The 20,394-nt window shown below is 57.0% G+C and carries 19 protein-coding genes; 9 read left to right on the top strand and 10 right to left on the bottom strand.

Annotation, left to right across the window (positions count from 1 at the left end; all coding sequences use genetic code 11):
- Nucleotides 1-225: 225 nt before the first annotated feature.
- On the bottom strand, nt 226-888 hold the full coding sequence (locus ABLQ08_RS06630; RefSeq protein WP_352940328.1) for a non-canonical purine NTP pyrophosphatase: 663 nt from the start codon (nt 886-888) through the stop codon (nt 226-228).
- A 150-nt stretch (nt 889-1,038) separates the two neighbouring features.
- On the opposite strand from ABLQ08_RS06630, the gene ABLQ08_RS06625 reads away from it, so the two are divergent.
- The 4 genes from ABLQ08_RS06625 to hemP all read left to right on the top strand — a co-directional run bounded on the left by ABLQ08_RS06625 (nt 1,039) and on the right by hemP (nt 4,625).
- Nucleotides 1,039-2,217: an NAD(P)/FAD-dependent oxidoreductase gene (locus tag ABLQ08_RS06625; RefSeq protein WP_352940327.1), complete on the top strand. Its 1,179-nt coding sequence runs from the start codon at nt 1,039-1,041 to the stop codon at nt 2,215-2,217.
- 123 nt (nt 2,218-2,340) lie between these two features.
- Complete coding sequence (locus tag ABLQ08_RS06620; protein WP_352940326.1) at nt 2,341-3,399, top strand: LacI family DNA-binding transcriptional regulator; 1,059 nt, start codon at nt 2,341-2,343, stop codon at nt 3,397-3,399.
- A 170-nt stretch (nt 3,400-3,569) separates the two neighbouring features.
- Complete coding sequence (rirA, locus tag ABLQ08_RS06615; protein WP_352940325.1) at nt 3,570-4,034, top strand: iron-responsive transcriptional regulator RirA; 465 nt, start codon at nt 3,570-3,572, stop codon at nt 4,032-4,034.
- A 378-nt stretch (nt 4,035-4,412) separates the two neighbouring features.
- Nucleotides 4,413-4,625, top strand: coding sequence for a hemin uptake protein HemP (gene hemP, locus ABLQ08_RS06610; RefSeq protein ID WP_352940324.1), 213 nt, complete (start codon nt 4,413-4,415; stop codon nt 4,623-4,625).
- Between the two features lie 89 nt (nt 4,626-4,714).
- On the opposite strand, the gene ABLQ08_RS06605 is transcribed toward hemP, so the two are convergent.
- From ABLQ08_RS06605 to betI, 4 genes are all read right to left on the bottom strand, one after another.
- On the bottom strand, nt 4,715-5,998 hold the full coding sequence (locus ABLQ08_RS06605; protein WP_352940323.1) for an adenylate/guanylate cyclase domain-containing protein: 1,284 nt from the start codon (nt 5,996-5,998) through the stop codon (nt 4,715-4,717).
- A gap of 142 nt (nt 5,999-6,140) precedes the next feature.
- The gene (gene betB, locus ABLQ08_RS06600) at nt 6,141-7,604 is read right to left on the bottom strand and encodes a betaine-aldehyde dehydrogenase (RefSeq protein ID WP_352940322.1); all 1,464 of its coding nucleotides are present in this window, start codon (nt 7,602-7,604) and stop codon (nt 6,141-6,143) included.
- A gap of 47 nt (nt 7,605-7,651) precedes the next feature.
- A complete protein-coding gene (betA, locus tag ABLQ08_RS06595; RefSeq protein ID WP_352940321.1) occupies nt 7,652-9,310 on the bottom strand; it encodes a choline dehydrogenase in 1,659 nt (552 codons plus the stop codon).
- 18 nt (nt 9,311-9,328) lie between these two features.
- Complete coding sequence (gene betI / locus ABLQ08_RS06590; protein WP_352940320.1) at nt 9,329-9,931, bottom strand: transcriptional regulator BetI; 603 nt, start codon at nt 9,929-9,931, stop codon at nt 9,329-9,331.
- Between the two features lie 198 nt (nt 9,932-10,129).
- On the opposite strand from betI, the gene ABLQ08_RS06585 reads away from it, so the two are divergent.
- The 3 genes from ABLQ08_RS06585 to choV all read left to right on the top strand — a co-directional run bounded on the left by ABLQ08_RS06585 (nt 10,130) and on the right by choV (nt 13,037).
- On the top strand, nt 10,130-11,074 hold the full coding sequence (locus ABLQ08_RS06585) for a choline ABC transporter substrate-binding protein (protein ID WP_352940319.1): 945 nt from the start codon (nt 10,130-10,132) through the stop codon (nt 11,072-11,074).
- An 80-nt stretch (nt 11,075-11,154) separates the two neighbouring features.
- Nucleotides 11,155-11,997 (top strand): choline ABC transporter permease subunit, encoded by an 843-nt coding sequence (choW, locus tag ABLQ08_RS06580; RefSeq protein WP_352940318.1) that lies wholly within the window; start codon nt 11,155-11,157, stop codon nt 11,995-11,997.
- On the top strand, nt 11,994-13,037 hold the full coding sequence (gene choV, locus ABLQ08_RS06575; protein ID WP_352940317.1) for a choline ABC transporter ATP-binding protein: 1,044 nt from the start codon (nt 11,994-11,996) through the stop codon (nt 13,035-13,037). Before choW ends, choV begins: the two co-directional genes overlap by 4 nt.
- A gap of 121 nt (nt 13,038-13,158) precedes the next feature.
- Here the strand turns inward: choV and ABLQ08_RS06570 are convergent, their stop codons facing one another.
- A complete protein-coding gene (locus tag ABLQ08_RS06570; RefSeq protein WP_141188395.1) occupies nt 13,159-13,371 on the bottom strand; it encodes a cold-shock protein in 213 nt (70 codons plus the stop codon).
- 559 nt (nt 13,372-13,930) lie between these two features.
- Here ABLQ08_RS06570 and ABLQ08_RS06565 point away from each other — a divergent pair.
- Complete coding sequence (locus ABLQ08_RS06565) at nt 13,931-14,278, top strand: BA14K family protein (RefSeq protein ID WP_352940316.1); 348 nt, start codon at nt 13,931-13,933, stop codon at nt 14,276-14,278.
- Nucleotides 14,279-14,453: 175 nt separating this feature from the next.
- On the opposite strand, the gene ABLQ08_RS06560 is transcribed toward ABLQ08_RS06565, so the two are convergent.
- Nucleotides 14,454-14,915: a YaiI/YqxD family protein gene (locus ABLQ08_RS06560; protein ID WP_352940315.1), complete on the bottom strand. Its 462-nt coding sequence runs from the start codon at nt 14,913-14,915 to the stop codon at nt 14,454-14,456.
- Complete coding sequence (locus ABLQ08_RS06555; RefSeq protein ID WP_352940314.1) at nt 14,912-16,135, bottom strand: TIGR03862 family flavoprotein; 1,224 nt, start codon at nt 16,133-16,135, stop codon at nt 14,912-14,914. The genes ABLQ08_RS06560 and ABLQ08_RS06555 overlap by 4 nt, the downstream gene beginning before the upstream one ends.
- A 188-nt stretch (nt 16,136-16,323) precedes the next feature.
- On the opposite strand from ABLQ08_RS06555, the gene ABLQ08_RS06550 reads away from it, so the two are divergent.
- On the top strand, nt 16,324-17,526 hold the full coding sequence (locus ABLQ08_RS06550) for an HD domain-containing phosphohydrolase (protein ID WP_352940313.1): 1,203 nt from the start codon (nt 16,324-16,326) through the stop codon (nt 17,524-17,526).
- Here ABLQ08_RS06550 and ABLQ08_RS06545 read toward each other — a convergent pair.
- Nucleotides 17,523-18,311 (bottom strand): glycosyltransferase family 2 protein, encoded by a 789-nt coding sequence (locus ABLQ08_RS06545; RefSeq protein ID WP_352940312.1) that lies wholly within the window; start codon nt 18,309-18,311, stop codon nt 17,523-17,525. The genes ABLQ08_RS06550 and ABLQ08_RS06545 overlap by 4 nt on opposite strands.
- An 84-nt stretch (nt 18,312-18,395) precedes the next feature.
- A complete protein-coding gene (locus ABLQ08_RS06540; protein ID WP_352940311.1) occupies nt 18,396-20,066 on the bottom strand; it encodes an alpha-glucosidase in 1,671 nt (556 codons plus the stop codon).
- Between the last annotated feature and the right edge of the window lie 328 nt (nt 20,067-20,394).

The raw sequence follows: 20,394 nt of genomic DNA, 5'->3' as shown, positions 1-20,394 counted from the left end.
CCAGTGAGGCGTAAGCCGAACGCCGATCCGGAACCTGTGCCCGGTCCGAACGGGTATCCAGATGTAGTTCGCGCTGAAAGCGCGGCGGCCTTCCTATGAAAGAGAGAGTTCGCTGTGCCCACGCCGATGTCTGGATTCCGGATCGGCGCGCAGCATGGCTGCCCTTGTCCGGAATGATGGAAAGCGTGGCGAGAACTCAACCAAAATCTCGATGGTGAAGCCAGCCTAACCTTCGAATCGAACTCGGTCTATCAATCGAAGAGTAGCGGGTTGTCTATGCCGGTAGGCAGCAATTCGATGCGTTTCACCAGCGCTCTGCCCGGCCATTTTCACTGCCAGCGTCTCGGCTTCTCCTGACAGAGCAAAAACCGAAAGGTATCCCTCTGTGGCGCCACGTGGCGGCCAGACGAGATTTCCGGCGGTGGCGCCTTGTTCTGCAATAGCGGTGCCGTCTGGAAGAGCGAGGGCGATGCAGGTCACAAAGCGGGCAGGGCTCGACACAATGTTTCTTTCCGCGAGCATTTCGCCGATGCGCTCGATCGCAATATTGTAGTTTTCGTTCGGTCCCGCCCAATCGATAGCGGCAGCGCCAGGTAGATCGTCAAGAGCCGAAATGCAGAAACCGCTATCATCGCTTATTGCCGGATGGCCGCTTTGCTGCGCGACCACTCTTGCCTTGATCAAGGCGTTTTCAAGAACTGTTGATCCGGTCTCTGCAGGGCTCTCCAAGTCGAACTCCTTCGCAGTCAGGATTTCGACAGGCACATTTCGTAGTGCTTCCCTGAGTGCCGTTATCTTGTTGGCATTGTGCGTAGCCAGGACCAGAGACGCGCCAATTGACAACTTTGCAGAAAAGACATCACTTGGAATGGCGTCGGAAACTGACATTGGAACCTCTGACTGGAAACGCTCTATCTTCTGACACTTGAATACCGTGAAAGAATTACCGGAAGTTGGCAGTCGTGATTTGGTAGCAAAGATTGTCCGCAGCGGACAATTTCTCTGTTTCGCAATCTGAATCCCTGTATAAACCCGCCCATGCGTGATCTGGATGTTCTGATACTCGGCGGCGGGGCTGCCGGTTTGATGTGTGCGATTGAAGCGGGAAAGCGTGGCCGCAAGGTGCTGGTCATCGACCATGCCAAACGGCCTGCGGACAAGATCCGCATTTCCGGCGGCGGGCGCTGCAATTTCACCAATCTGCATTGCTCGCCGGCGAACTTCCTGTCGCAGAACCCGCGCTTTTGCGTTTCGGCGCTGAAGCGCTACACGCAGCAGGACTTTCTGAAGCTCGTGGAATCTCATCGCATTTCCTGGCATGAGAAAACACTCGGCCAGCTCTTTTGTGACGAAAGCGCCAAAGACATCATTCAGATGTTGCTTGCCGAACTTGAAGCTGCGGGTGGAACATTGCAGCTCGAAACGGAAGTTATGGCCGTCAGCAAACCGGACGATCGGTTTTCAGTGGCAACGTCGAAAGGACCGTTGCGGGCAAAATCACTGGTTGTGGCAACCGGTGGACCGTCAATCCCGAAAATGGGGGCGACCGGATTTGCCTATGAGCTGGCAAAGCAATTCGATCTGAGCCTTGTCACACCGCGCGCCGCTCTTGTGCCGCTGACATTCTCGGATGCCAACAAGGAATTATGCAGCTCGCTTTCCGGTATTTCGGTCGATGCCAAGGTGTCCTTTCAGAAAACGACCTTTCGGGAGGGATTGCTGTTCACCCACCGCGGTCTGTCCGGGCCGTCGATCCTGCAAATTTCCTCATACTGGCAGGAAGGCAAGCCGATTTCGGTCAATCTGGTACCTGAAGCTGATGTCTTCGAAACGCTGCGCTCAGCCCGGCAGGAAACGCCGAAACAGGACCTGAAGACGGCGCTTGGTCAATTGCTGCCAAATCGGCTCGTGGAAGCGTTGTCCCAAGCCTTCAAGCTGAAAGGGCGGCTGGCCGATCAATCGGACAAGGTGCTGCGCCGGGCAGCCGAACAGCTCAACCGCTGGCAATTGACACCGGTCGGCACGGAAGGTTACCGGACAGCGGAAGTGACGCTTGGCGGTGTCGACACCAGGGAACTGTCATCCAAGACCTTGGAGACTAGCAAGGTTCCGGGTCTTTATTTCATCGGTGAAGCTGTGGATGTGACCGGCCATCTCGGCGGTTTCAACTTCCAGTGGGCCTGGTCTTCCGGGCATGCCGCAGGACAGGTCGTCTAGTCAGTTCGTCGCTTAGGTGGGTTATTTTTATGCGCTGCAACATTTTTTGATGACCGCACCTCATTCACCGCTATACTGCTCCCGATCTGGCCGCGACAAGAGCCGGCCTTGACGGGGGAGCGCATGCGGCGTGTGACGATCCATGACGTGGCTGAAGCAGCCGGTGTCAGTCTGGCGACAGTCGATAGAGTGATGAATGGACGACCGGGCGTGCGCAAGGTCACCATCGAAAAGGTGAAAAAGGCCGCCGAAACCCTGAATTACAAGCCGGATGTGTTTGCTGCCGGTCTCGCCAAGAAACGCGTCTATAGACTGCACTTCCTCATTCCCAACGGGCCGAATGCCTTCATGGAGGACCTGACCCGCGAGGCGATGTCACATGCCGAGACCATGAGCGGCGATCGCATGCATGTTCATGTGGAGCCGATTGATGCGTTCGACGGTCATAGGGTGGCGGGAACGCTGGCGATCCTGGATCGCTCGGTTTGCGACGGCGTGGCGGTCGTCGCACCTGCGTTTCCGGAGGTACGGGCAGCGATAGACCGGTTGCAGGATCGTGGCGTTCCGGTTGTGACGCTGGTTTCCGACCATCCATCTTCCACACGTCAGCATTTCGTCGGCATCGACAATGTCGCGGCAGGTCGTACGGCTGGTCGCTTGCTTGGCCGGTTTCTGCCCAGGCAGGAGGCAAAGATCGGGCTCATCGCAGGTTCGCTGGGACTGCGTGATCACGCGGATCGCTTTGCCGGCTGCCGGGAGGTGATCGAGCGGGATTTTCCGCATCTGGAGCTGCTGAAGGTCCGTGAAGGCAGGGATGACAACGCCCGCAATTCGGATCTGGTGAAAAAACTTCTGAACGACCATTCCGATCTGGCCGGGCTCTACAACATAGGCGCCGGAAACAGGGGCACGATTGCAGCGCTGACCGGCTCCAAACGGGCCGGCGACATCGTCTTTGTCGGCCATGAACTTACGCCCTATACACGGGAGGCACTCAAGGCGAACGTCCTGGACGCGGTGATCGCTCAGGACCCGGGTCATGAGGTCCGCAGTGCCATCCGTGTTCTCAAGGCTCTTTGCGACGGTGTTCCGATAATAGAAGGTCAGGAACGAATTGGCATAGATGTCTTTCTGAAGGACAATCTGCCGGATCCTTCCACCGATGCGGACGGAGCTGAATAACAATTGAATTGTTCCGCCTTTCTCCGGAGCAGCTTCGAGTCGATGGCTGACTTGAGGCAAGATCAAGTTTTGTACCGAACGGGTCGAAAATCGACAGGTGGGCCGAAAAGTCGCGTCCTACATTCAAATTTTAGATTGACCTTTGGGACAGCGCACCGCATATCTATGGCATGCGCTTGACACAACAGACAAACTATGCGGTTCGCGCGCTGATGTATTGCGCGGTGAACCCGGACAAACCAAGCAAGGTTGCGGAAATCGCTGCCAGCTTCGAAATGTCCGAAACGCACCTGTTCAAGATCATGAAGGTTCTGGTCGACGCTGATCTGATCAAGACCATTCGTGGCCGTAACGGTGGCGTCATGCTCGCGCGGCCTGCGGAAGATATTTCTGTCGGTCAGGTGGTGCGGGCTGCTGAAGAAAGTTTCCTTCTGGCCGAATGTTTCGATTCCGGCCGTAAGGATTGTCCGCTGATCATGTCCTGCGGCTTCAACGGCATTTTGCATGAAGCTCTGGAAGCGTTCATGGACGTGCTCGACACCAAGTCGATTGCAGACCTGTCCGAGGACCGGTTCGGCATGCGTGATCTGTTGAAGATCGATGCAGCCGAGACACCGATCGCAGCGAACGCTTAAAGTCCGGACTTTAGATAGAATTTGAAAGGCGTCACCATTTGGTCGGCGCCTTTTTCTTTGCCTGGATTCTGAAATCCGGTTGGGCGCACTTGTCTTCTTAAAGGCCGGGCTGGCTTGCCGCTGAGGGAGAGGAGAGGGCGGTTGGCTTGCCTGGCATTTGTTACCTCCGGTTTCCCGGAGGCCCTGTCTAATCCAAAACCAGAGGACGCGATTTCCAGTTCCGTTTCGATCAGGCATTGCCTTGATAGAAAAACTTGAGTATGAGTGTCAAGTATAAAGTTGAGTAAGAAACTCACCTTTTAATTGTTCTTAACTGGACGCTCCCATTTGCCCTTTCCCCGGGAGCGCAAAACTGAAGGCCAAGGACCGATTGCGCGTATGACACTCACCGCCAACAGCCAAAAGCGCCGCCTTTCCCTCGCACCTGCTGGACGTGTTCGTCAGGCGTTTGCCAGCAAGCCGAAGGAACAGAAAACCGAATTTGATTCTCGCGAACTGTTTTCAGGCCTGCGGCAGATTCAGATCATCCACAATGACGAGGCCTACCGCCTGTCGATCACAAAACAGGGCAAACTGATTCTGACAAAATAAATTGCATCGACGTTTTTGAGTATGATCTTGAATGCAAAAAGGGCAGGTGACCAACCCGCCCTTTGAAGACACTCCCAAGATAGCAGCGCTCAGGCCGCGAAGATGGCAACGGGTTTGCCGACACCGCGTAAAGCGTGATCGCCCATCGCATTGAGATTGGTCTGCAAGTCGCCCGAAAGGGCTTCTCGCACAGGTGCCGTCAAAAGCAGTTCACGCCCAAGAGGCTTGCAGAGCGATTCCACCCGGCTTGTCTCGTTCACGGCCCGGCCGATAACTGTGAAGTCCAGACGTTCCTCGCCGCCCACATTTCCGAAAAACACCTCGCCGCGATGCAGGCCGATGCCGATCTTGAGCGGTTGCCAGAACGCTGGATCCGGCAAGCCATCAGGTGGTGCGTCATTGAGGTCGTCGATCGCCGCAAGAGCGGCCCTGGAGGCCTTCAAGGCAGCATTGGCTGCGGCGGCTTCTCCAAGGGCCTGTTGATCGAAGACGGCAAGAACACCGTCGCCCATGAATTTCAGGATATCTCCGCCATGTTCCAACACGGCGGAGGAAACGCGGTCGAAATAGGCGTTCAGGATGGCGGTAACTTCCGGACCGCTCAAACGGTCAGCAAGCTGGGTGAAACCGCGCATGTCCGACATGAACACCACCGCCTTGATGGCTTCGCCGTCGCCGCGTCTGATTTCGCCGTCCAGAACGCGCTGACCGGCGATTGGACCGAGATAGGTATCGGCAACGGTTCGTGCGATTCGCTGGACGATGTGACGTTCGACATGCAATGCAAGCAGATCGATCAGGGAGCGGATCCGGTTTTTGTCCATGGTTGGAAAACCGCCCGGACGTTTCGTGGCAAAGGTCATGGCATTGCGCATCTCGCCGGAAGCGCTCAGCGGCATTGCGGCATAGGCCGTGTACCCCTGCTCGGCGAGCTCTGCCATCAGCGGTGCGGAATTCCTGCCCTCTTCGCTTTCCAGGTCGGCTTTGATGGTTTCGCCTTCCTTCATCACCTTGTACAGCGGGTTGCGGGTGAAAGAGGCCTGGTTGAGGGCGTTGGCATCTGCCGCGATTTCGTCGCACAGTTGGTCCTGACTGTTCCAGACCCAGGAAAAACCGACAACCCGAGGGTGCAGCGTTCCGACATGCAGCGTGCAGCGATCGATGCCAAGGTCTGCGGCCTTGCAGCGCCACATGAACTCCTCGAACATCAGCATGACATTGTCGATACGCGTAGCGTCATGCAGCAGCCAGTCATGCACGTCTTCCAGGCTCTGTTCCGCCGGTGCACATTCCGGTCCCCGATTGGACCTGGCAAGCAGGTAGATGTTGTTGACATAACTGCGCGGTGCAGGATCAAGCACGTGCCGGTTCATGCGGTCTCCAAATGAAAAGTGGGCCCTAACCCTAATCTGGTCGAAAGACGCTGAAGTTCAATCCGTTGGATTGGAATGACCAAAGAAAAAGGCAGGCTCCGGCCAGAAGGCCGGAACCTGCCGTTATGAAGCGTGAAGAAAATCAGAATGCGGCTTCGACGCCACCCATTTCCACGTAGACGCTCTTGATCTGACTGTAATACTCAATCGCCGCATGTCCGTTTTCACGGCCGATACCGGATTTCTTGTAGCCGCCGAAGGGCATCTCGATCGGTGTCAGATTATATGTGTTGATCCAGCACGTGCCCGCCTGCAGCTGGTCGATCACGCGGTGCGCGCGCTGAATGTCCTTGGTGAAGACACCGGCAGCAAGACCGAATTCGGTGTCATTGGCGCGGGCAACAACGTCGGCTTCATCATCGAAGTCGAGAACGCTCAGCACCGGACCGAAAATTTCCTCGCGCGCAATGCGCATGTCGTCGGTAACATCGGCGAACACAGTCGGCTGGACGAAGAAACCATCGGGGAAGCTGTCGACCGTTGCCGAGCCGCCGCCGCACACCAGGCGTGCGCCTTCGTCCTGGCCTACCTGCATATAGTAGAGAACCTTGTCCAGCTGTTGCTTGGAAACCAGCGGACCTATGTTGGTCGCCTCGTCAAGCGGGTCGCCGAGCACGGCATTTGAAGTGCGTTCCGCCAGACGGGCGACAAACTGTTCCTTGATGTCCTTGTGAACGAACACTCGGGTTCCGTTCGAGCAGATCTGGCCGGTGGAATAGAAGTTGGCGTTGATGGCTGCTGAAACCGCATTCTCGATATCGGCGTCTTCGAAGACGATCAGCGGAGACTTGCCGCCAAGTTCAAGCGTCGTCTTTTTCAGGTGTTCACCGGCAAGTGCGGCGACCTTGGCACCTGTCGGTACCGAACCGGTCAGGGAAATTTTGGCAATGTCCGGATGGGCAACCATCTTCGCGCCGACGTCGCCAAATCCCTGGATGACATTGAAGACGCCGTCCGGAAGTCCGGCTTCTTTCAGGGCCTCGGCAAGTTTCAGCGCGCTCAACGGAGTTACCTCTGAGGGCTTGAAGATCATTGCGTTTCCGCACACGAGCGCCGGAGCGGCTTTCCAGCAAGCGATCTGGATCGGATAGTTCCAGGCGCCGATACCGAAGCAGATGCCGAGCGGTTCACGCTTGGTATAGGCAAAGGAACCGCCCAGTTCGATATGTTCGCCGGTGAGCGTGGCGGCCAGCCCGCCGAAATATTCAAGGCAGTCCGCACCGGAGGCCGCATCGGCAATCAGGGTTTCCTGAAGCGGTTTGCCCGTGTCCAGTGTTTCCAGAACGGACAGCTCGTGGTTCTTCTCGCGAAGGATCTCGGCCGTTCTGCGCAATACGCGTCCGCGTTCGACCGGCGCAGTGGCTGCCCAGATTTTCTGGCCTTCCTTGGCCGATTGGACCGCAGCGTCGATGGTCGCATCGTCGGCGGCGTGAATCTGGGCGATGACCTCACCCGTGGCCGGGTAAAGGGAGTCGAACGGCGTGCCGCTCTGGCTTTCCTGGTAAGATCCGCCGATGAAGTGCGAAGCTGTCGGTTGCGCGCGCATATGAAGGGCTCCTGCGAGTCTCTTGGGCCGGTTGGTCCGGTGTTCTTTTAACGCTGGCTGCTTTCCCAGTCAGGATTGATCCATGGTTCCTGATTGGAGGCCGGCAACGGGTCTCTTCCGAGGATATGGTCGGAGGCTTTCTCACCCACCATAATCGACGGAGCATTCAAATTGCCATTGGTGATCTGCGGAAAGATCGAGCTGTCGGCGACACGAAGGCCGTCCACGCCGATCACCCGGCATTCCGGATCGACCACTGCCATCGGGTCGTCCTTGGCACCCATCCGGCAGGTGCCGCATGGATGGTAGGCGCTCTCCACATGTTCACGAATGAAGCCGTTGAGGTCTTCGTCGCTTTGCACGTGACCACCCGGTTGAATCTCCTTGCCTCGATACGGGGAAAACGCCTCCTGTCCGAAGATCTCCCTGGTCAAACGGATACAGGTGCGGAAATCCTCCCAATCTTCTTCATGCGACATGTAGTTGAAGAGGATCGACGGCTTTGCATGCGGGTCGTTCGAAGTCAGTTTGACATGGCCGCGGGACTTGGAGCGCATCGGCCCGACATGCGCCTGGAAACCATGCCCTTCAGCCGCCGCCTTGCCATCATAGCGCACGGCGAACGGCAGGAAGTGATACTGGATGTCCGGGTACTTGACCCCGGCCCTGGAGCGGATAAAGGCACAGCTTTCGAACTGGTTCGATGCTCCGAGGCCCTGCTTGAAGAACAGCCACTGGGCGCCAATGACGGCCTTGGAAACCAGGTTCCAGTGCTTGAACAAGGTGATTGGCTGGGTGCAGGCCTGCTGCAGGTAGAGTTCCAGGTGATCCTGCAGATTGGCGCCGACACCGGGACGATCGGCAATGACCTCGATGCCGAACTCGTTCAGGTGATCCGCCGCGCCAATGCCGGACTGCATCAGGATCTTCGGCGAGTTGATTGAAGATGCAGACAGGATGACTTCCCGCGCTGCCCTGGCTTCCCGGATCTCGCCGCCGGTCTCGAACTCAACACCAACCGCACGACTGTTTTCGATCAGCACCTTGCGGACGAGGGCCCCCTTGATCAGTTCGATGTTGCCGCGCTTCAACGCCGGCTTCAGATAGGCATTGGCGGCGGACCAGCGGCGGCCTCTATGGACCGTCATCTCCATGTCGCCAAAGCCTTCCTGGCGCTCACCGTTATAATCGGCGGTTATGCCGTAACCCGCCTGTTCACCGGCGTGTTTGAAGGCGTTGAAAAGCGGGTTCCATTTGGTGCCGCGCTGTACATGCAGAGGGCCATCTGTGCCGCGCCAGCCGTTTTGGCCACCATGGCTGTGTTCCTGGCGCTTGTAATAGGGCAGGACATGCCGGTAGCCCCAGCCGCTGGCTCCCATTTCTTCCCAGGTATCGAAGTCGCAGGCGTGACCGCGCACGTAGACCATGCCGTTGATGGAAGACGAACCGCCGATCACCTTGCCACGGGGCGTGGCCAGTTTCCGACCACCGAGATAGGGCTCCGGCTCACTCTCGAACCCCCAGTCGTAAAGGGGCATGTTCATCGGATAGGAGAGGGCTGCAGGCATCTGGATCAGCGGCCCGACATCGGTGCCACCGAACTCCAGAACCAGAACCCGGTTTTTCGGGTCTTCGGAAAGCCTGTAGGCCAGAGCGCAACCAGCGGATCCTGCGCCCACGATAATGAAGTCGAACTGGTCGGTCATGAATGCACTCCAGGCGGATTATTTGTTGTTCGTTTTTGCTGCGTGGGCGGCAATTTGGGTTTCGACATAGTCCTCGACCATCGCGATGGCAGCCTGCCGGTCCGTATGCGTGTCGCTCAAGGCCTGCCGGATCCAAACGCCGTCGATCATGGAGGCCGTGCCTTCCGCGATTCGGAGTGCATCATCCCGCGGCATGAATGCGCGCAGGTTGAATGTCAGGTTCGATGCAAGCCTTGCTGCATAAATTTTCAGCAGACGACCGTTGCTGTTCGTGGTCCGCGATTGAACGTAAAACGCAAGCCAGGCCGCAATGACTGCCGGCTGAAACTGGTCGACGGAGAAGTTGCCGGCAATGATTGCCGAAATGCGCTCGCGCGGCGTCTCCGCCTTGGCCAAACCTTCGCTGATGGCCCGGCCCAGCTCCGTCAAGAGGTGACGCATGGTTGCTGCAAGCAATTGATCTTTCGAGCCGAAATAGTGATGCACGAGTCCGCCGGACACACCGGCGCGCTTCGCGATCTGCGCCATCGTAATGTCGCTGTATCCGCGTTCGTGAATTGCATCAACTGTCGCGTGAATGAGGCTGCGCCGCCGTTCCGCTTCCATTCCGACTTTGGGCATGGCGATCTCCTGAACTGCTTCCGTATTATTTTTAATTGATCAATCAATCAATGAAAACTTGCAAATTTTTACCGTGGATGTTTGGATCGGTTTTAGGCAGGCTGTTGGCGGAGGGAACAGAGAGCGGTATTGCTTGGGCTGAATTCAATCGCTCCCTGCATCAAACAATAAGATAGACTTTCCATAGGAGGTATAATTATGAAAATTGCAGCGAAAATCGCTGGAGGTCTGGCGCTTGGCCTTATGTTGTCCGGTACGGCGCTCGCAAGTGAAGCGGAAAGCTGCCAGACCGTTCGTTTTTCTGACGTCGGCTGGACGGACATCACGGCGACAACTGCTGCGACTTCCGTGGTTCTGGAAGCGCTGGGGTACAAGCCGGAAGTCAAGATCCTTTCCGTTCCGGTGACCTATGCTTCGCTGAAGAACAAGGATATCGACATCTTCCTCGGCAACTGGATGCCGACCATGGAAGGTGACATCAAGGCTTACCGGGAAGACGGTTCGGTCGAGACCGTCCGCGCGAACCTTGAAGGCGCGAAATATACCCTTGCTGTGCCGCAATACACTTACGACAAGGGCCTCAAGTCCTTCCAGGACATTACCAAGTTCCGCGACGATCTCGACGGCAAGATCTACGGCATCGAGCCGGGCAATGACGGCAACCGCCTCATCATCGGCATGATCGACCAGAACCTTTATGGTCTGGAAGGCTTTGAAGTGGTGGAATCTTCCGAACAGGGCATGCTGGCTCAGGTCGCTCGCGCCAACAAGCGGGAAAACGACATCGTGTTCCTCGGCTGGGAACCGCATCCGATGAATGCAAACTTCAAGATGGCTTATCTTGAAGGCGGCGACGAAATCTTCGGCCCGAATTACGGCGGTGCCACGGTCTATACCAACGTTCGTGCAGGTTACACCACCGAGTGCCCGAATGTCGGCAAGCTCCTTGAGAACCTCGAGTTCTCGCTCGCGATGGAAAACGAGATCATGGGGGCAATCCTGATCGATGGCGAAGATCCGAATAAGGCAGCTGCTGCCTGGTTGAAGGAGCATCCGGCCACGTTCGAAAACTGGCTGGTTGGGGTTAAGACCTTCGACGGCGGCGACAGCTTTTCTGCCGTGAAAGGCGCTCTCGGCCTCTAATGCTGAAAGACATGACGCCGGTGCGGACCTCCCGCCCGGCGTCAACTTTTTTACAAGAATAAGAAAACCGGAGCAGCGGGTTGGACTGGCTGACAGAACACAAACTGCCGATCGGCCCTTGGGCGCGTAGCTTTGTCGATTGGTTGACCGAAAACGCCTATTGGGTGTTTGACGGTATCTCGATATTCCTCGAAACAATGATCGACGGAATTCTCTGGCTTCTACAGACGCCGCATCCGCTGATCATAGTCGCAATCGCTGTGGCAATTGGTTATGCGGTTCACAGAACCGTTGCCTTCGCCGCTTTTGTAGCATTCGCGTTGCTTCTGATCATAAATCAGGGCTATTGGGAAGAAACCACCGAGACGTTGGCTCTCGTGATTGCCGCGTCGGTGGTCTGCATGGCCGTCGGCATCCCGGTCGGCGTTCTTGCAGCACATCATCCCAGGTTCTATGCCGGTCTTCGTCCGATTCTCGATCTCATGCAGACGATCCCGACATTCGTCTACCTGATCCCGGCGCTGATCCTGTTCGGCCTTGGTATGGTTCCGGGCCTGATCGCAACGGTGATTTTTGCAATTCCGGCCCCGATCAGGCTTACCCAGCTCGGAGTGTCCTCGACACCTGTCGCTCTGCTGGAGGCCGGAAAGGCATTCGGGGCAACCAAGTCTCAGCTCCTTTGGAAAATCGAGCTTCCCTATGCATTGCCGCAGATCATGGCCGGACTGACACAGACGATCATGCTGTCCCTGTCGATGGTCGTGATTGCAGCCCTTGTCGGTGCCGACGGGCTGGGAGTTCCGACTCTACGAGCCTTGAACACAGTGAATATCGCGCAGGGCTTCGAAGTTGGCGTCTGCATCGTCCTCATAGCCATCGTCCTTGATCGGTTTTTCCGTTCTGAAGAGGGAGGAAAGCGATGAGCGACGCAGACAAGCAACCCGTCGTTTCCTTCAAGGAAGTCGATATTGTCTTCGGCAATGATCCGCAATCCGCGTTGCCAATGATGGATGCCGGAAAGACCCGGCAGGAGATCCAGGCGGCAACCGGGCAGATCCTCGGTGTCGCAGGCGCGACCTTCGACATTCATGAAGGCGAGGTTCTGGTGCTTATGGGCCTTTCTGGCTCCGGCAAATCGACGCTGCTGCGGGCGGTGAACGGTCTGAACCCGGTCATCCGCGGGGAAGTGCAGGTTCACGACGGCAACCAGTATGTAAACCCGGAGACCTGTTCGGAAAACGATCTCAGGGAGTTGCGGCGCCATCGCATTGCCATGGTGTTTCAGCAATTCGGCCTGCTGCCCTGGCGCACGGTTGCCGAAAATGTCGGGTTCGGACTTGAGCTTGCCGGCATGTCTCCGAAGGACAGGGCTTCGAAGGTCGAGGAGCAATTGAAACTGGTCGGGCTTAGCGGTTGGGGCGAAAAGTTCGTTCACGAGCTTTCAGGCGGTATGCAGCAGCGTGTCGGTCTGGCGCGCGCGTTTGCAACGGACGCACCGATCCTGTTGATGGACGAACCGTTCTCCGCACTCGATCCTCTGATCCGCGACAAGCTGCAGGACGAGTTGCTCGACCTGCAAAAGGAATTGAACCGGACTATCATCTTCGTCAGCCATGACCTTGATGAAGCGGCCAAGATCGGTTCGCGCATCGCCATCATGGAAGGCGGACGCGTGATCCAGCTCGGCACGCCGCAGGAAATCGTCAAGAATCCGGCCGACGACTATGTGGCGGACTTCGTCAGTCACATGAACCCGCTGAATGTCCTGCGCGCCCGTGACGTCATGGTTCCTCCCGGCAGTCTTCCCGGTTCTCTCGCAAGCGGATTGACCTGCGAGATCAATACGCCGATCCGCGATGTCGCCAAACTGAAAAAGACCAGTTCCGACCCGGTCGTCGTTCAAAAGGACGGTGCGATTGTCGGGGTGATTGGCGAGAACGAACTTCTGGATTGCATGCTCTAGCCGAAAGCATATTTCCGCAGGAAATTTTCCAGAAACAAAAAAACGGGGCCGATTGGCCCCGTTTCAATTTCATTAGTCGCACCGAGCCTCAGCAGCTTTGGTGCGGGAAATACGTCTTTGATTAGAGCAGCTCGAGCTGCGCGGCCTGCTTGCCACGGCCACGACGGTCGTCTTCAGCAACGAAAGAGATCTTTGCGCCTTCAACCGGCGTTCCGATGCCTGCCTGCTCGAAAGCGGTGACATGAACAAAAACGTCCTTGCCGCCATTTTCCGGCGTGATGAAACCGAAGCCGCGATCGTGATTGAAGAATTTGATGGTGCCGTTCTCGCGCATGGAGAAACCTTTCCGTTAGTTGGTTGCGCTTGCCCGATTAGGGGGCAGGCGCGAATAAACGAGAGCTCAATAAGAAACGGAAAGCTTGGGTATTCAGAGCGGCGCTTAATGGAGCAGCCGCCGAAGTCAGTCTAACCGGGTCTACGTCATGTCCCGTACGGCACAACGCGTGCCGATGGCGGTTAATGTAGGTTCCACCGGCCCGCTCGGCAAGTGAAAGATCATTCAGAAGCTGAATTGCCAAACAATCTCCATTTTTCTGCAACCCCTCCGAATTTGTTACATGGAATTATCTTACAATGGCCGTTTTCCCTTCAATCTTTGGCCAACCAGGTTTTGAAAACTCACCCTCAGATACGGCGTTTCGGGAGGAAACCCGAGGTGATCTGAGGCACGCGGCCTTGCTTTTCGAACGCCCGATTGAAACCTGAGGACAGGCATAAACGGCAAATACGCCCCCTTGTGACCCTGGTCACAGAGCTCAAGAAACGGCAGCGCTAATGTCCTTTCATGAGCTGGGGGCGAGCCAAGCGCCTCACAAAACCGAAGGAACGCTGTCATGTACAAGAAGTTCGCAAATACATCCGTCGCGCTGGCTCTCGTCGCAGGTGCAGCTTTGACAACGCAGACTCAATCGGCAAACGCCGCAGAAGGCTGGCAGGTTGGCGTCGGCGTTGTAAGTGGTCTCGCTGCCGGTGCAATTCTCGGGTCCGCCCTGTCGCAACCGCGCTACGTTGCTCCGCCGCCTCCGGTCTATTATCAGCCGGCCCCGGCTCCTGTTGTTACCTACCGTCCGGCCCCATGGACCCCGGCCTGGTATCAGTATTGCAGCAGCAGATATCGCTCTTTCAATCCGAACACGGGTTATTTCCTGGCCTATTCCGGTCAGTACCATTTCTGTCAATAACGCCGGGGCGTAATCACCCCCCAGAGGGGTTTCCGGCTACTCCCTGCAAGGCGCCGCCTCCCGCGCCTTGCAGGGCGTCTTCGTTTGAACCTCGCAATGAGAATGCTCGAAAGCAGTTGGATCGCTCTTCGGAAGTTCAGCCTGCCTTGAGACCTCTTGGCGAAATGGAATTGCCTCAGGTTCCACCCGCCATTCTCTTGGCCGCACGCATGGTTGTTTCCAGCTGATTGAGAAAACGCGAGCGATCGTTCTTGGAAAACGCTGGTCCACCTTCCCGGATTTCACCGATTTCGCGCAGATGTGTGTTCAGGTCGCGCATGGCAAGGCGCATGCCGATACCGTCTTCGCGAAAGGGCTTGCCCGTCGGGCCGATGACCAGCGCACCCGCCTTGACGCATCGGGCTGCAAGGGGAACGTCTGCTGTAATGACTACATCGCCCGTCTGCGCTCTTTCGGCGATCCAATTGTCTGCCTCGTCAGGGCCTTCCGGCACAACGACGCGCTCAATCAGGTCACCATCGGGCAGGCGCATCCAGCTGTTGGAGACAAATTTGATCGGTACGTTGTGGCGTTCTCCGACACGAACCGCTTCGTTTTTGACCGGACAGGCGTCCGCGTCCACGTAAAGCACGGTCATTCCGCCTGACCTTCTTTTGTTGATTTCAGATATTCGACGATGCCGTTCGCTGCCCGGTACCCCATGGCAAAGCATGCCTGCAAAAGGTACCCACCCGTCGGAGCCTCCCAATCCAGCATCTCGCCAGCAGCAAACACCCCCGGCAGTTTTTTGAGCATGAGACCGTCGTTCAGTTCATCAAGCGCAATTCCGCCTGCAGACGATATCGCCCTGTCGATCGGATAAGGAGCGGTGCATGTGACCGGAACAGATTTGATCAGCCTGGCAAGAGTGCTCTGATCTTCGGGAAACGGTCCGGCTTCTCTCACGAGAGCCTGTTCCACAGGATGAAGCTTGAGCGTCTTTTTCAGAAACGTTGCAAAGGACTGTTTTCCGCGTGGACGGGAGAGTTTACGCGTCAGCTCCTCGACGCTGGTCGACGGGCGAAGATCGATGCGCAGCTCTGCAATTCCGGTTGTGTTGATGGTTTCGCGGATTTCGGCGGACAGGGCGTAGACCGCGCCACCTTCAAGGCCTTTTTCAGAAATCAGGGCCTCGCCCTGTACGATATTTTCACCCAGTTTCAGAGCGATGCGTTTGAGCGGCGACCCGGCAAAGCGATCCCGCAAGAACGGACTCCAGGCAACCTGAAAACCACAATTGGAAGGCTGAAACCTGTTGACCTCGATGCCGTGCTCTTCAAGGGCAGGCACCCAGCCGGCATCTGAACCGAGCTTGGGCCAGCTGGCACCGCCCATCGCAAGCATTATCGTCTTTGCTGGAAGAGTATAATGCCTGCCGTTCTCCGGCTCGATAGCAGGCAGACCATCCTTTGAAAAACCGGTGAACCGTTGGCGGGCGCGCAGTTCCACGCCGTTCTTTTCCAGCCGGCGCAACAGGGATCGGAGCAGCGGAGACGCTTTCATGACGGTCGGGAAGATCCTGCCGCTGGAGCCGACAAAAGTTTCCTGACCGAGGTCGTGACACCAGTCTCTCAAGGCCTGTGGTGGAAATTCCCGGACCAAGGGAGCCAGAAAGTCTTCCGCCTCCCGGTATCGGGAGAGAAAAGCTGAAAGGTCTTCGCTATGGGTGAGGTTGAGGCCCCCTCGACCGGCCATGAGAAACTTGCGCGCCGGCGACGGCATCTGATCGACCACCGCAACAGAGTAACCGCGTGCAGCCAGTCGATCCGCTGCAAACAACCCGGCCGGACCGGCACCAAGTATCAGGACATCAAGCATGGCGCCTTATAGAGCAGCAACGCAACGGATGACCACTATTGATTTCAGGCATCTGCAGCTCTTGCCGAACCAGGCAAAACGGTCTGAAGACCGCAAGTATTTGTTATCCGTCTCATGAGAGGATCTTTGCGAAGTTCAGCTCATGGACACTTGTTGCCGCTGGACCGCGCAAGAAAAGGATGCCGTGCATGGACAAGACCACGGACCTGATTGTAGTCGTCGATCCTGATGAGAACATTCAAACCGGCTTTCAACGCTTGTTTGGCGAGCAATACGAAATCGGCTGTTTTTCCGCTTCGGAAGAAGCACTTCAATTCCTGAAGCAGAACCATGGTGTTGCCGTCATCTTTTCCTGCTTCAATCTGCCCGGCCGTGGTGGTACGGCGTTCCTGCGCACTGCGGAAATGATCGTGCCGCAAGCGGCACGCGTAATGCTGACAAGGGAAACGTCGGCAGAGGCAATCAAGAAAACGCTGAATGAAGGCCATGCCTTCCTGTATCTGGAAAAACCCTGCAACCCGGAGCAATTGATCGCCGCGCTGGAAGCTGCGCTTGCTCATCACCGGCAGTTGGCAAAAGACAGGGCAATGCTGGAGCGCACGCTTGCCGGCTCGGTCAAGCTCTTGATCGATATGCTGGGCCTCTTTCATCCGGAAGCTTTCCGGCGCACCGGAACGGTTCGCAAGCAGGCGCTGCGGCTGGCAAGACAGCTGGAGATGAAAAAGACCTGGGAACTGGAAATGGCGGTCATGCTGTCACCGCTTGGCGAAGCGCTGTTGCCCAAACAGATCCTGGCCCGCTATCGCGCGGCCCGCAGCCTGACGGAGCAGGAGCGTGATGTTCTCGACAGGGCACCGGCGCAGACGCGGGAGCTCTTGCAGAATATTCCTCAACTGGAAAAGGTATCGGAGCACCTCTATCTGTCGGCTCGCGGCTTTGATGGCTCGGGATTTCCCAAGGACGGTCCGGTCGGCGAAGAGATCCCGATGATCTCCCGCATTCTGAAACTCCTGACCGATCTCTGGTATGCGAGCCCGGAAAGCGGGCCCGATGCTGCGGCGTTCGAGGCGCTCGCAATCAACAGGCGCAAATACGACCCAAGACTTCTGGCTATGGCTCGGGTCATTCTCCTGGACGACATTCCGGAAGACAAGAAGGGGTCGGTCTATGAATGTTATATTCGCTCGTTGCAGCCCGGCGACAATCTGATTGATGATGTGCTGACCGAAAACAGTCACGAACTTGTCCTGTCTCGCGGGCATACACTCACTTTGACCACAATCCGGCGTCTCGAGCATTTCAACCATACAACAGGTGTGCGGCAGCCGATCCGGGTGGAACGGCATGCCGTTATGGAGGACGATTTGATCGAAGCGAAGGAGGAAGCTTAAGGCTTCTCTTTCTTGTCCAGCAGCTCCGCCTCATAGGCCTTGGCCACCCGCAAGAACCGGGCATGGGCGTAGTTCATGGACAGGATCAAACCCCACCAGCCGTACTTGCGATATTTGCGCACAAAGTAAGCCTTGAAGAAGCTCACCGGAAACTCCGTCAGGAGGCGGAGGCGAGGCAGCTTCCGGCCGCGGGAACGCATTTCTTCCACCTGCATGCCGGAATAGCGGTTGTACTTGCCGACCTGGAAATCAAGCGAGCGGATCGAACGATGCGCCATGATGCCGGAAAGGTTGGCGATTCTAGCGCCTTCCTGCGGGCGTACCGTGTCATGAACAATGGAGTCAGAAAAACGGCCCTTGCGACGGTCGTAGAGGCGGATCTGGTGATAGCCGTAAGCCCAGGGAGCGGGTGCACTTTCGTGGGCATACATGTCGCGGATCATGATGCGCCAGCCATCGGCTTGCCTGTAGCTTCGGTCAGCAAATTTCGCCTGGATTTCAGCCGCCAGTTCAGGGCTGACTTCTTCATCCGCATCCAGATTGAGCAGCCAGTCGTTGCGGCACTGATCTTCACCGAACCGCTTTTGGGGGCCATAGCCGGGCCAGTCGTTGTGAACGACCTTGGCGCCAAGACTTTCGGCTACGGCAACCGTGTCGTCGCTCGAGCCGCTGTCGATGACAATGACCTCATCGACCCATGCACTTACGCTTTTGATCGGACGGGAAATCCGGTCGGCTTCGTCCTTCGCAATGATGAAGACTGAAAGAGGCAGGCGCGTTGTCATGAAAATTCCGGCTCGTTGCAATGTGACCGGAAGAACCCGGCGCGTCTTTTTAGCCGCGCCGGGAGAGGTTTTGAAGCAAAGAGTTCAGGATACGACCCGCGCGAAGACTGCGTCGAGGCCGCCAAGCGTGATCGTGGATCCGTCAACAGACCCGGCGAAACCCGGCGCATGTAGGTTTTCCAGTTGAAGGCCGGACAGAGTGATCGTCTCCTCGTTGTTCGCCAGGTTGAAGGCGCACAGCACTGTCTCGCCCTTGTGGCTGCGGGTGAAGACAAGCGTTTCGCCAGGACTTTCGAGGAACGTCATGTCACCCTTTTTCATCGGGGTATGATCTTGACGCCAGGCGTAAAACGCCCTGTTGCGGTTCAAGATGGAGTTCGGGTTCTTGTCCTGTTCAAAGGCCGCTTGTTCGCGATGCTCCGGCGCGACCGGCAGCCAGGGATCGGCTTCCGAAAAACCGGCGTGTGCATTGTCCTTGACCCAGGGCATCGGCGTGCGGCAGCCATCGCGCCCCTTGTATTCCGGCCAGAAGCGAATGCCATAAGGATCCTGCAGCTTCTCAAAGGGAACTTCGGCCTGCGTCAGGCCAAGTTCCTCACCCTGATAGAGGCAGGGCGTTCCGCGCAATGAGGCGCAAAGAGCCGTTTCAAGCGGTGCAAATTTCTGAAGGTCCAGGCCGTCACCCCAGCGGCTGCCCACCCGGTTGACGTCGTGGTTCGACAGGGCCCAGCTGGCCCAGCCGGAACCGATGCCTTCGTTCATCTCCTCCACGATCCGGCGGATATAGGGCGCCGAATGCTGGGGTGTCAGAAGGTCGAAGCTGTAGGCCATGTGGATGCGTTTGTTCTCTTCCGTGTAGGAAGCCGTCAGCTCAACGGCCTGGCCGTCCGCTCCGATCTCACCCACCGAGGTTGCTCCCGGGTACTTGTCGAGCAGCGCACGGAATTTTTCCAGGAACTCCAGGTTTTCAGGCCGGGTCTTGTCATAGATGTGGTCCTGAAAGCCATACGGATTTGTCGGGTCTACCGTTGATGGCATTTCGTCGGCGCTGAGCGGCGGGTTGTCCCTGAGTTCGGCGTCGTGGAAATAGAAATTCACCGTGTCCAGCCGGAAACCGTCAACACCTCGATCCAGCCAGAACCTGGCAGCGGACAGAACGGCGCTCTGCACTTCAGCATTGTGGAAGTTCAGATCCGGCTGGCTGGTCAGGAAGTTGTGCATGTAATACTGGCAGCGGCGGCTGTCCCATTCCCAGGCCGGTCCGCCGAATATGGAGAGCCAGTTGGTCGGTGGTGTGCCGTCCGGCTTGGCGTCGGCCCAGACATACCAGTCAGCCTTGGCATTGCCCTTCGAGGACCGGCTCTCCTTGAACCAGGGATGCTGATCGGAGGTGTGGGAAATCACCAGGTCGATCATTACCTTCAGGCCGCGCGCGTGCGCAGCCGAGGTCATCCGGTCAAAATCCGCAAGCGTACCGAACATCGGATCGACATCTTCGTAGTCCGAGACGTCATAGCCGAAATCATCCATGGGAGAGGTGAAGAACGGAGACAGCCAGATTGCGTCGACGCCCAGCGAGGCGATGTAGTCCATGCGTTCCGTTACGCCGTTCAGGTCGCCGATCCCGTCACCGTTGGTGTCGTTAAACGAACGCGGATAGATCTGGTAGATCACCGCACCGCGCCACCAGTCCGGATCTTTGATGATGTTTGCTGGCATGTCGGCCTCCTGGCCCGTTTCGGCTTCTTCGAACATTGCCGGTCTCCGTTCCGCTTCTCAGGCGGTATTTTGTAATTCAAAGCGCTTTGAATGGCTATATGCCGCGGATCGCCTGGTCAAGAGACCTTGGGTAAAAAGTCGTGTGAAGCCTTTTCGGGAACAGCTTCGATATCGTGTTAAGGTCAGGTAGCAAAAGCAAAAACCGGCCCCGCAGAGCAGGGCCGGTGGAGCAAATGAAAATTGCCAAAAAAGGATTTTGTCCGGAACGAGGCCTTAATAGCCTGCTCGAGTGACAGAGATGTGAATGAATCCCTGACGGGCGATTTTATGTGGGCGGAAGGTTCTAATTTTGTGTGCGATGCAA

Origin of the sequence: Roseibium sp. SCP14 (assembly GCF_040329475.1) — a bacterium.
Classification (GTDB): Bacteria; Pseudomonadota; Alphaproteobacteria; order Rhizobiales; family Stappiaceae; genus Roseibium.
Note: the sequence above shows the minus strand (reverse complement) of the source record. Positions and strands in the feature narration are given on the sequence as shown.

Coding starts and splice junctions, on each gene's coding strand:
- ABLQ08_RS06545 (WP_352940312.1), bottom strand. CDS start 18,311: ATGACAACGCGCCTGCCTCTTTCAGTCTTCATCATTGCGAAGGACGAA.
- choV (WP_352940317.1), top strand. CDS start 11,994: ATGAGCGACGCAGACAAGCAACCCGTCGTTTCCTTCAAGGAAGTCGAT.
- ABLQ08_RS06560 (WP_352940315.1), bottom strand. CDS start 14,915: ATGACCGTGCTTTACGTGGACGCGGACGCCTGTCCGGTCAAAAACGAA.
- ABLQ08_RS06630 (WP_352940328.1), bottom strand. CDS start 888: ATGTCAGTTTCCGACGCCATTCCAAGTGATGTCTTTTCTGCAAAGTTG.
- betB (WP_352940322.1), bottom strand. CDS start 7,604: ATGCGCGCGCAACCGACAGCTTCGCACTTCATCGGCGGATCTTACCAG.
- ABLQ08_RS06540 (WP_352940311.1), bottom strand. CDS start 20,066: ATGTTCGAAGAAGCCGAAACGGGCCAGGAGGCCGACATGCCAGCAAAC.
- hemP (WP_352940324.1), top strand. CDS start 4,413: ATGACACTCACCGCCAACAGCCAAAAGCGCCGCCTTTCCCTCGCACCT.
- ABLQ08_RS06555 (WP_352940314.1), bottom strand. CDS start 16,135: ATGCTTGATGTCCTGATACTTGGTGCCGGTCCGGCCGGGTTGTTTGCA.
- betI (WP_352940320.1), bottom strand. CDS start 9,931: ATGCCCAAAGTCGGAATGGAAGCGGAACGGCGGCGCAGCCTCATTCAC.
- ABLQ08_RS06605 (WP_352940323.1), bottom strand. CDS start 5,998: ATGAACCGGCACGTGCTTGATCCTGCACCGCGCAGTTATGTCAACAAC.
- ABLQ08_RS06585 (WP_352940319.1), top strand. CDS start 10,130: ATGAAAATTGCAGCGAAAATCGCTGGAGGTCTGGCGCTTGGCCTTATG.
- rirA (WP_352940325.1), top strand. CDS start 3,570: ATGCGCTTGACACAACAGACAAACTATGCGGTTCGCGCGCTGATGTAT.
- ABLQ08_RS06625 (WP_352940327.1), top strand. CDS start 1,039: ATGCGTGATCTGGATGTTCTGATACTCGGCGGCGGGGCTGCCGGTTTG.
- ABLQ08_RS06620 (WP_352940326.1), top strand. CDS start 2,341: ATGCGGCGTGTGACGATCCATGACGTGGCTGAAGCAGCCGGTGTCAGT.
- ABLQ08_RS06565 (WP_352940316.1), top strand. CDS start 13,931: ATGTACAAGAAGTTCGCAAATACATCCGTCGCGCTGGCTCTCGTCGCA.
- ABLQ08_RS06570 (WP_141188395.1), bottom strand. CDS start 13,371: ATGCGCGAGAACGGCACCATCAAATTCTTCAATCACGATCGCGGCTTC.
- ABLQ08_RS06550 (WP_352940313.1), top strand. CDS start 16,324: ATGGACAAGACCACGGACCTGATTGTAGTCGTCGATCCTGATGAGAAC.
- betA (WP_352940321.1), bottom strand. CDS start 9,310: ATGACCGACCAGTTCGACTTCATTATCGTGGGCGCAGGATCCGCTGGT.